The organism is Desulfovibrio sp. (assembly GCF_041907885.1).
Lineage (GTDB): Bacteria > Desulfobacterota > Desulfovibrionia > Desulfovibrionales > Desulfovibrionaceae > Desulfovibrio.
In genome coordinates this window covers 1-9,767 of record NZ_JAYRGM010000035.1, presented here as the reverse complement: position 1 = coordinate 9,767, position 9,767 = coordinate 1, and the positions used below count along the sequence as shown (strand labels likewise).

The 9,767-nt window shown below is 55.0% G+C and carries 7 protein-coding genes; 3 read left to right on the top strand and 4 right to left on the bottom strand.

The window, feature by feature from the left end; translation table 11 throughout:
• Window positions 1-379: 379 nt before the first annotated feature.
• From ACE3NW_RS11800 to ACE3NW_RS11785, 4 genes are all read right to left on the bottom strand, one after another.
• The gene (locus ACE3NW_RS11800) at window positions 380-1,312 is read right to left on the bottom strand and encodes a GDP-L-fucose synthase family protein (RefSeq protein WP_374283642.1); all 933 of its coding nucleotides are present in this window, start codon (window positions 1,310-1,312) and stop codon (window positions 380-382) included.
• A gap of 3 nt (window positions 1,313-1,315) precedes the next feature.
• Window positions 1,316-2,464, bottom strand: a complete 1,149-nt coding sequence (gene gmd / locus ACE3NW_RS11795; protein ID WP_374283640.1) for a GDP-mannose 4,6-dehydratase — start codon at window positions 2,462-2,464, stop codon at window positions 1,316-1,318.
• Between the two features lie 116 nt (window positions 2,465-2,580).
• Window positions 2,581-3,996: a mannose-1-phosphate guanylyltransferase/mannose-6-phosphate isomerase gene (locus ACE3NW_RS11790; RefSeq protein WP_374283638.1), complete on the bottom strand. Its 1,416-nt coding sequence runs from the start codon at window positions 3,994-3,996 to the stop codon at window positions 2,581-2,583.
• A gap of 111 nt (window positions 3,997-4,107) precedes the next feature.
• Window positions 4,108-5,514: a phosphomannomutase gene (locus tag ACE3NW_RS11785; protein ID WP_374283636.1), complete on the bottom strand. Its 1,407-nt coding sequence runs from the start codon at window positions 5,512-5,514 to the stop codon at window positions 4,108-4,110.
• Window positions 5,515-5,980: 466 nt separating this feature from the next.
• Here ACE3NW_RS11785 and ACE3NW_RS11780 point away from each other — a divergent pair, with 466 nt between their 5' ends.
• The 3 genes from ACE3NW_RS11780 to ACE3NW_RS11770 all read left to right on the top strand — a co-directional run bounded on the left by ACE3NW_RS11780 (window position 5,981) and on the right by ACE3NW_RS11770 (window position 9,755).
• Window positions 5,981-7,798 (top strand): ABC transporter ATP-binding protein, encoded by a 1,818-nt coding sequence (locus ACE3NW_RS11780; protein WP_374283634.1) that lies wholly within the window; start codon window positions 5,981-5,983, stop codon window positions 7,796-7,798.
• 371 nt (window positions 7,799-8,169) lie between these two features.
• Complete coding sequence (locus ACE3NW_RS11775; protein ID WP_374283644.1) at window positions 8,170-8,676, top strand: UDP-N-acetylglucosamine 2-epimerase; 507 nt, start codon at window positions 8,170-8,172, stop codon at window positions 8,674-8,676.
• 26 nt (window positions 8,677-8,702) lie between these two features.
• Window positions 8,703-9,755, top strand: coding sequence for a Gfo/Idh/MocA family protein (locus ACE3NW_RS11770; RefSeq protein WP_374283632.1), 1,053 nt, complete (start codon window positions 8,703-8,705; stop codon window positions 9,753-9,755).
• Window positions 9,756-9,767 lie beyond the last annotated feature (12 nt).

The window sequence follows — 9,767 nt, the reverse complement described above, 5'->3', positions numbered from 1 at the left end:
ATGATTTTCCTTAATATACAAGATTTCCCACCAGGGGGAACTTTAATGCCCTAAGAAAGCTGCATCTGTGAGCCACCGCTGCCAATAGCATTCGACAAGGCATAAGCTGTATTGCCGTGCGCCGTGCCCAATATTGGCTCTACATGCGGGGCTGGCACACAGACACCGCTGCCTACCCAGATTCCTCGCCATCTGACAAGAGGCATCAACGACTGCCATTTGGCACGGCCCGCAGAACCTTAAAACTGCGGACAAAAACTAAGGCCGCTCTACAACACTGAACATCACCAGCTGCGTTCTTACACCGCGCCAATCATATTGCAGTAGGATGCTACACCAACGTCATCTTGATGAAAAGCGCCAAGTACCGGCCCTTCCGCTAGCGCTGCTGCGTCTGCAAAAAATCGCTGTAGGCATCGCGCAGGCCGTCTTCAAGCTCCACACGGGGTTTCCAGCCCATGCCCAAAAGCTTGCCCGAATCCATCAGCTTGCGCGGCGTGCCATCCGGCTTTGACAAGTCGGTGTTGATCACTCCTTCAAAACCCACCACTCTGGCAATGATGCCAGCCACCTCCATTATGGTGTGTTCCTGCTGACTGCCCACATTCACGTGTTCAAAATCAGAGTAGTTCTCAAGCAAAAATACACAGGCGTCCGCCATGTCGTCCACATGCAAAAACTCGCGCAGAGCCTTGCCGGTTCCCCATATGGTCACCGAATCAGCCCCGTTTGCCTTTGCTTCATGAAAACGGCGGATCAGAGCGGGGATCACATGGCTGTTTTCAGGATGGTAGTTGTCACCGGGGCCATACAGATTGGTGGGCATGGCGCTGATGGCGTCAAAACCGTATTGCTTGCGGTAGGCCTGACACATCTTGATGCCCGCGATTTTTGCCAACGCATAGGCATCGTTGGTGGGTTCCAGCGGGCCGGAGAGCAGATACTCTTCCCTTATGGGCTGGGGGCAGAGTTTGGGATAGATGCAGGACGACCCAAGAAAGAGCAGCTTTTTGCAGCCGTTATGGTAGGCGCTGTCGATGACGTTGTTCTGAATCTGGAGGTTCTGGTAAATGAATTCTGCGGGATACGTGGCATTGGCATGGATGCCCCCCACCTTGGCGGCGGCCAGGATCACCACATCCGGGCGATGCCGGGCAAAAAAAGCGCGCACCCCGGCCTGATCGCACAAATCCAGTTCGGCATGGGTGCGCACAAGCTGACGCCCATATCCAGACCGCGTCAGGGAACGGCACAGGGCACTGCCCACAAGCCCCCGATGGCCCGCCACATAAACCAGAGAATCCTTGAGCATGCTCTACTCGTTGTGGCTGAAGGTTTTGAAACCCGCCACCTTGCACACGGCATCGCGCATGCTCAGGGCAAGGTCTTCGCGCGCCATTTCGGCTACCATGTCTTCAAAGGATGTCCTTGGTTCCCAGCCCAGCTTCTCCTTGGCCTTGGCTGGCAAACCCAGCAGGGTTTCCACTTCGGTGAGGCGAAAATAACGCGGATCAACGCGCACAACCACATCGCCGGGCTTGAGGCTGCACTCCAGCCCCTGACGGTTGCCCGCGACCTGCCGCAATCTGCTCACATCAACGGCGGTCACCGTGCCGGTTTCATCAACGCCTTCGCCCTGCCAGCTCAGGCTTACCCCAAGCTCTGCGGCGGCGGCATTAACAAAGTCGCGCACAGAAAACTGCCGCCCAGTGGCGATCACAAAATCTTCTGCCTGCTCCTGCTGCAACATAAGCCACTGCATTTCAACGTAATCTCTGGCATGGCCCCAGTCGCGTTTGGCGTTCATGTTGCCGAGGTACAGGCAGTCCTGAAGACCAAGCACCATGCGCGACATGGCGCGGGTGATTTTGCGGGTTACGAAGGTTTCGCCACGAATGGGCGATTCGTGGTTAAAAAGAATGCCGTTGCAGGCGTACATGCCGTAGGCCTCACGGTAATTGACCGTAATCCAGTAAGCGTAAAGCTTGGCGCAGGCATAGGGAGAGCGGGGGTAAAACGGTGTTTTTTCCGTTTGCGGCACTTCCTGAACCAGTCCAAAAAGTTCTGAGGTGGAAGCCTGATAGAAACGGGTGGTTTCGGCCAGCCCGGCAATACGGATCGATTCAAGCAGGCGCAGGGTTCCGAGGGCATCCACATCGGCTGTGTATTCCGGCGATTCGAACGAAACCTGAACATGGCTTTGCGCTGCCAGGTTGTACACCTCATCTGGTTTCACTTCTTGCATGATGCGCACCAGATTGCTGGAATCACTCAGGTCGCCGTAGTGCAAAATGAAATGCCGCCCGTTGACGTGCGGGTCTTCGTACAGGTGGTCGATGCGGTCAGTATTGAACAATGAGGCGCGCCGCTTGATGCCATGCACCTCGTAGCCCTTTTGCAAAAGCAGTTCCGCTAGGTAAGCCCCATCCTGTCCGGTGATGCCGGTTATAAGCGCTTTTTTCATAATAGGTATTTCTGTTGTTTAATGAAACAGCGTGGCAACCATTTTGTACCGCAACACATAAACCGACAAGCCTCGGATTCTCAGTTTGGATACAGCGACCCTAACGGCAGCAGTACTTATCCTTCCCGTCCGTAAACATCGGCAAACCGCACAATGTCGTCCTCGCCCAGATAGGCACCAGACTGGATTTCTATGAGCACCAGGGGGATAACGCCGGGATTCTTAAGCCGGTGCCTTGTGCCAACGGGTATGTAGGTGGACTGGTTTTCGGTAAACAGGCTCACCACATCACCGTTGGTCACCTCTGCCGTGCCGCTTACCACAACCCAGTGCTCGGCGCGGTGGTGGTGCATCTGCAACGAGAGCTCTGCTCCCGGATTGACGATGATGCGCTTGACCTGAAACCGGCCATCCATGACAAGTGTTTCATAACTGCCCCACGGACGGTACACACGCGGATGCTGGCGGCATTCTGGCCGCTGCTCGCGCTGAAGACGGCCCACTATTTTTTTGACATCCTGCACCTGATCGCGCGGCGCAACCAGCACGGCATCCTGCGTTTCAACGACCACAAGGCCGCTTACGCCAATGGCCGCCACCAGACGGTGACTGGCATTAAAGTAACAGTTTTCCGTCCCCTCGGCCATCACATCGCCAGAGCACACATTGCCGCAGCTGTCCCGCTGCCCGATCTGATAAAAGGCCTCCCACGAACCAAGGTCGCTCCAGCTCACCCGCAACGGCACTACGGCCGCCAGGTTTGTCTGCTCCATCACAGCGTAATCTATGGAATCTGCGGAGGTGGCAAGAAAGGTTTCCTTGTCCGGGCGGCAAAAGGCCATATCCTTTTTACGCCCCTGCCAGGAATTTTTGCAGGCAAGGTACATTTCGGGCGCAAAGCGTTCAAGCTCTTTCAGATATACAGAAGCGCGCAGCAGGAACATGCCGCTGTTCCAAAAGTACCCGCCCTTGGCCAGCATGGCGGCAGCGGCATCCGCATTGGGTTTTTCCACAAAACGGGCCACGCGGTAGCCACCGGCTCCGAGCGTTTCCCCCTGCTCTATATAGCCAAATCCGGTTTCCGGCCCTGTGGGGGCTATGCCAAAGGTGACAATATGGCCCTCTTCCGCAAGGGCAGCGGCGCTTGTTACCCCCTCAAAAAACACTGCCTCATCGCCGATGGCGTGGTCAGAGGGCAGAACAAGCATCAAGGGGTCGGCATCACCTTCCAGCAGGGCAAGAGCGGCCAGCGCAATGGCCGGGGCCGTGTTGCGGGGTGCTGGTTCAAGCAGAATTTTTCCGTGGATGCCGCATTCGTACAGCTCGGCGGTCACATAAAAACGGTGCGCCTCGTTGCAGACAATTACGGGCTCCATGCTGTCTGGCACGCGGCGCGCCCGCTGCACGGTATCCTTGAACAATGTTCTTCCGTCACCCAAATCGACAAACTGCTTGGGATACGTCTCGCGCGAAAGCGGCCACAAACGGGTTCCACTGCCGCCACACAGAATAACAGGAGCTATGTCAGGCATGGGGGAGTCCTCATAACATTGCATCAAAATTGACCGGCCGAGAGCGTCCATCAGCTTCAATAGGTAACGCGACTCGCCTTATTACACAATCTGCCCAGCCCCGGCACGTGCTCAGGCGGGCACAGCCCCGCCATTATCTTCAAGAAATTTAAGAAGTTCAGCTGTTTTTTCTTCCAGCAGGGCGCGGTCTGCCCGGCTTTCCACATTGAGGCGCAAGAGAGGCTCGGTATTGGACATGCGCAGATTGAAGCGCCACTGGGCAAATTCCAGGTTCACGCCGTCCAGGTTGTCCTCGTACTGGGCCGAGGGGGCGTAGCTGTCGCGCACCAGTTTCATGAGAGCGCGGGCGTCCTGCACCCGGCGGTTGATCTCGCCGCTGCACGGGTAGGCCGCCATGCGCTCGGCTACAAGTTCAGCCAGCGACTTGCCGCTGCGGTGCAGCAGCGATGCCACCAGCAGCCAGGGCAGCATGCCCGAATCGCAGTAGGCAAAATCGCGGAAGTAATGGTGCGCACTCATTTCGCCGCCGTACACGGCATCTTCTGCGCGCATGCGCTCCTTCATGAAGGCATGCCCGGTTTTGCCCATCACGGGTTGCCCACCTGCGGCCAGCACCACATCACGGGTATTCCAGTACACCCGCGTATCGTACACCACCTTGCCGCCGGGCACGCGCCGCAGCAGCTCCTGCGCCAGCAAACCAATGCAGTAGTACCCTTCGATAAAATTGCCATCCGCATCATAAAAGAAGCAGCGGTCAAAATCGCCATCCCAGGCAACGCCCAAATCCGCGCCCGCCTCGCGTACCGCTGCCGCAGTGGCTGCACGGCGCTCTGGCAACAGGGGGTTGGGCACTCCATCAGGAAAAGTACCGTCCGGCTGCATCTGTCGGCACACAAATTCAAAAGGCAGGGATGCCATAAGCTCATTGAGCACAAGACCCGCGCAGCCGTTACCCGCATCTGCAACAATTTTAAGGGGCTTGCGCCCAGCAACGGGCTCTAGCTGGCCAGCACCGCTGTATTGCAGCAGCCACGCCACGTAGTCGGCCCGGTAAGAAGCCTGGTGCAGGGGGGCGGAAGGGGAAAAAGCCACCGTGCCGCTTGTGTGCTCAAGAATCTCTGCCACTCTGTCGCGCAGGGCAAACAGGCCGGAATCGCCGCTGATGGGTATGGCCCCGCCGCGCACGAGCTTGAAGCCGTTTTCGTCTGCCGGATTGTGGCTGCCGGTGATCATTATCCCCGCGTCAAAAGGCTGGTTGGCAGCGGCGTAATAGATTTCTTCTGTACCACACATGCCAATATCCGTCATCTGCGCGCCAGCCTCGTGCAGCCCTTGTGCCAGCGCTCCGCGCAATTCAGGGCCAGAAAGACGGGCATCGCGGCCAATCACAACGTTTTTTGCTCCAAGAATTTCAACCACAGCCATGCCCAGAGCATGCGCGAGCGGCGCGTTGAGAACGCCCGGCACACGCCCCCTGATATCATAGGCCTTGAAGCATGAAAGTGCATTGCTCATAGCGATCCTCTAATATATTACTGCCGCTGCTGGATTGAATCGGAAAAAATGGGGGGAGCACACTCGAAAAAAGCAAGCTTCTCCGATTACTGCCACCCCGGCTGCAAACATGCCCCCAAAAGGGCATGGCCAAGAGTTCATAAAGGTTTAAATTGTCGCCGTTTTCTGGTAAAATATCAATCCATGCATGACGGATTCGGCCAATTGAAAACACTTCGATTTGCCTATACCATGAGGCGTGGTTGTTCGTCAGCTTTCAAAATGTTAAAGAAATTGTCGAGCGCTGACGAAAGGATAGCACTGATCGCACTCAATAATGCCGAATAGTTGCTCGCACAGCATCCCGCAACGATTCTGCCCGGTGTGGAGCAGCCTGAAAAACTAAAAAGCGGCAAGCCTTCCGTGCAGATCTTACGGCTTCCCCAAATTTTTCAACACCAACCGCAGTTACTAGACAGGATATCCTTTGCAATCATCCGTTTCAAATTTTCGCAAAACATTTCTGGATATATACCACCGCCTGCCACACAGACTACGTAAGGGGTTGTGGCTTACAACCTTTATATCGCTCGTTGTTGCAATTCTTGAAATGGCACTGGCCCTTGCGGTATCCCTGCTGGGGGTAAGCCTTGCAGCGCCAGCCTCCCTCATGCAGCAGGAAAAGGTGCAGATTTTTTTGCGGCATTTTCCAGAAATCACCCCTCTCCTTGCCGATCAGCGCAGCCTGCTTGCGACACTGCTGACGAGCATTGTCATTACACTTTGCGTAAAGCTTGCTGTCGGCATGTATATGTACTGGAAACAGGGGTGGCTGGCGCAGGAAATCAGTGCATATATCAACCACAGCCTTTTTAAAGGCTATCTCTACGGATCATACCTCTGGCATGTGGGGCAGGAAACCTCGCTTCTGCAAACGCATTTGACATGGAAAGAACAGGTTTCCATTTTTGTAATGCAGTTGCTGCTTTTTAGTACGTATATTTTGGTCACGTTTTTCCTTTTGATGAGCATCTTGGTTACCGCGCCTTTGATTGGCCTTTTCGTACTTGTTATTACGGGAATCTGCGGGATTGCAATATTTCGGTGGACAAGAAAACGAGTCCATCACTTGAGCAGCGAAATATCGAAAACGCAACTTGAACTCAACGCCGTAACCCTGCCTGCAATCCAGGGCGTCCGTGAAGTACTTATCTACCGACAGCAACAGGAATTTCTCGCTCAAAGTGACGAGTTGAACCGCAGGCTCTGCCACGTGCGCCCCAAGAGCGACATGATGCCCCCTCTGCCTCCCCTGCTTTTGGAACTTGTGGGCATGGTTATGCTGCTTGTGAGTGTTCTTTTTATGAACAGTCAGGGCGTTTCCCTGGCACAAATGACGGCCACCATCACTTTGATGGCTGCCGTAGCCTGGCGCCTGTTGCCAACCATGAACCGGTTCATCGGTGCCCTTGTTCTGGCCCAGACGGCTCTTCCCTATGTCCAGCCCGTTTTGAGACGTATTGACGAAGTGCAGGCGTTCAGTGGTGCTGCGGCAATCCAGGCTGAACCCTGCCCGCTGGAAAAAGACATAACCTTTGATCATATTTCCTTTCGTTACCCGCAGGCGCAGGCAGAGAGCAGCGACGCACTGCAGGACATATGCCTCACAATACCCAAGGGGACAAAGCTAGGATTTATTGGCGCATCAGGTTCGGGAAAAAGCACGTTGATTGGTATTCTCACTGGCCTGTTTGCACCTACACAAGGACAGGTTCTCATTGATGGCCGTGCGTTAACACAAGAGCGTCAGGCTGGATGGATGGAGGGCATTGGCTACGTCCCCCAATCAACCTTCCTGCTCAACGCATCCATTGCGCAAAATATTGCCTTTTCGCAGTGGGGAAAGCCCATAGACAAGCAAAAAATCATGGAATGCTGCCGCATGGCGGCCATGGATTTTGTGTTTGATCTGCCCGATGGCATAAATACATTGGTCGGTGAGCGTGGCATCCGTCTTTCAGGTGGCCAGGTACAACGCATTTCTGTGGCAAGAGCTCTATACAAAAATCCGCACACACTTATTCTTGACGAAGCAACATCTGCTCTGGATGGTGCCTCCGAAAAAGAAATCATGGATATGATTCAGGGGCTTAACACAGAAATAACTGTAATTACTGTGGCTCACAGGCTGAGCACCGTGGAGCACTGCAACTACGTTTACTGGCTAAAAGACGGAAAGCTGCATTCCAGTGGAAATCCTGTTGATATATTAGAGCAGTATAACAAATTCTTGAAAAACTCTTAATCCAGTAGATTTCATTAAATTGCAGCTACAATTTCTTTCAGGAGATTTAGCCCTGTACTACATTGAATACCGCATGCCAGACCATGCCTGCTGATGGCACACAACTCGGCGTAGCGTTGTCATTCAAGAGGCCGAAAGATAGCTTTTTCTGCCCAGTGTTACGCATTTACTGTAATCTGTGATAGTTATAATGCTTTTTCTGAGCATCCCATCACAACGTTTTGCGCCGCTCACTAAAATAATATTCATTGCACAGCCTGCACTCCTTCCTTCTCTGGGGCAGGGGTACAGGCTGTGCTGTCAATGAGACCGTGGTTTCCAGAACCCAGTAACGCTGCGCTGGACGCCCCCCTGCAAATCTTTCCCACTCGCTGCCCCCCGGCAAATTTGCCGTGGGCACCATCCACCGCGACTACAACACCGACAATCCCCATGCCCTGCGCGGCATCTTTGAGGGGCTGGTTCAAACCCAGGCCGAAACGGGCTGCACCATGTTGCTGCCCCTGCATCCGCGCACCAAAAAGCGGCTTCAGGAGCAGGGTTTGTGGGAGCTGGCCAACCGCTGCATTCTGCTTGACCCTATGGGTTATGTGGATTTACTCTCGCTTGTTAGTGCGGCGGCCTTTGTGGTTACAGATTCCGGCGGCCTGCAAAAAGAAGCCTACTACGCCCGCAAGCGTTGCGTGGTGGTTATGCCCGACACGGGCTGGCGCGAACTGACAGACACAGGCTGGAACCTGCTTGCCGCGCCAGAAGCGCACAGCCTCTCGGCCCGCTGCCGGCAGATTCTTGAGCCGCTCTCCATGCCGCAAAACGTCTACGGCGACGGCCAGGCGGCGCAGGCAATCGTTAGCGCCGTCCAACAGATACTCGGTTAAGCATCGGTTCAGACAAGGAGTTGCCCATGTTTCCTGCCATCACTGGTAGAAAAATCAAGAACGCCATCATCGGTTGTGGCCGTATTTCCAAAAACCATTTTGCCTCCATTGAAAAACATGGCGACAACATGGAACTTGCAGCCGTATGCGATAACAATCCTGAGGTGCTGGCCGCCCACGCCGAACAATACAAGGTTCCCGCCTTCAAAAGCCTCACCGAACTTCTGGCGCAATCAGATTGCGACCTGGTGACCATCTGCACCCCCGGCGGGCTGCACCCGCAAATGGTTATCGAGGCCGCCAAGGCGGGCAAGCATGTCATGACCGAAAAGCCCATGGCCACCCGCTGGCAGGACGGCATGGACATGATCCACGCCTGCGACGAGGCCAAGCGCAGACTTTTTGTCATCAAGCAGAACCGCCGCAACGCCACCCTGCAGCTGCTCAAGCGCGCTGTTGACGAAAAGCGTTTTGGCAAGATCTACATGGTACACCTCAACGTGTTCTGGACGCGCCCGCAGGCCTATTACGACTCTGCCAAGTGGCGCGGTACGTGGGAAATGGACGGCGGCGCTTTCATGAATCAGGCCAGCCACTACGTTGACCTGCTGGAATGGCTCATCGGCCCCATAGCCGACATTCAGGCCATGACAGGCACGCTTGCCCGCAATATCGAAGTGGAAGACACAGGCGTACTCAACGTGCGCTGGCGCAACGGCGCTCTTGGCTCCATGGCCGTGACCATGCTCACCTATCCCAAGAACCTCGAGGGCTCCATCACCATCATTGGCGAAAAGGGCACGGTGCGGATAGGCGGCGTGGCCGTGAATGAAATCCAGATCTGGGATTTTGCCGAACCCAAGGACTACGACGCCACTGTCATGGATGCCAGCTATGCCACAACTTCCGTGTACGGATTTGGGCATCCGCTGTACTACAATAATGTGATTGAAGTTTTGCGTGGCGAGGCCGAGCCCGAAACAGACGGACGCGAAGGCCTCAAGTCGCTCGAAGTGCTCATTGCCGCTTACCGCAGCGCGCGTGACAACAAAACGATTTCTCTCCCGCTGGAATACTAGGGGATGCCAAAC

Bases quoted from the DNA above. Each gene is read 5' to 3' on its own strand.
- ACE3NW_RS11800 (WP_374283642.1), bottom strand. From the start codon at position 1,312: ATGCTCAAGGATTCTCTGGTTTATGTGGCGGGCCATCGGGGGCTTGTG.
- gmd (WP_374283640.1), bottom strand. From the start codon at position 2,464: ATGAAAAAAGCGCTTATAACCGGCATCACCGGACAGGATGGGGCTTAC.
- ACE3NW_RS11790 (WP_374283638.1), bottom strand. From the start codon at position 3,996: ATGCCTGACATAGCTCCTGTTATTCTGTGTGGCGGCAGTGGAACCCGT.
- ACE3NW_RS11785 (WP_374283636.1), bottom strand. From the start codon at position 5,514: ATGAGCAATGCACTTTCATGCTTCAAGGCCTATGATATCAGGGGGCGT.
- ACE3NW_RS11770 (WP_374283632.1), top strand. From the start codon at position 8,703: ATGTTTCCTGCCATCACTGGTAGAAAAATCAAGAACGCCATCATCGGT.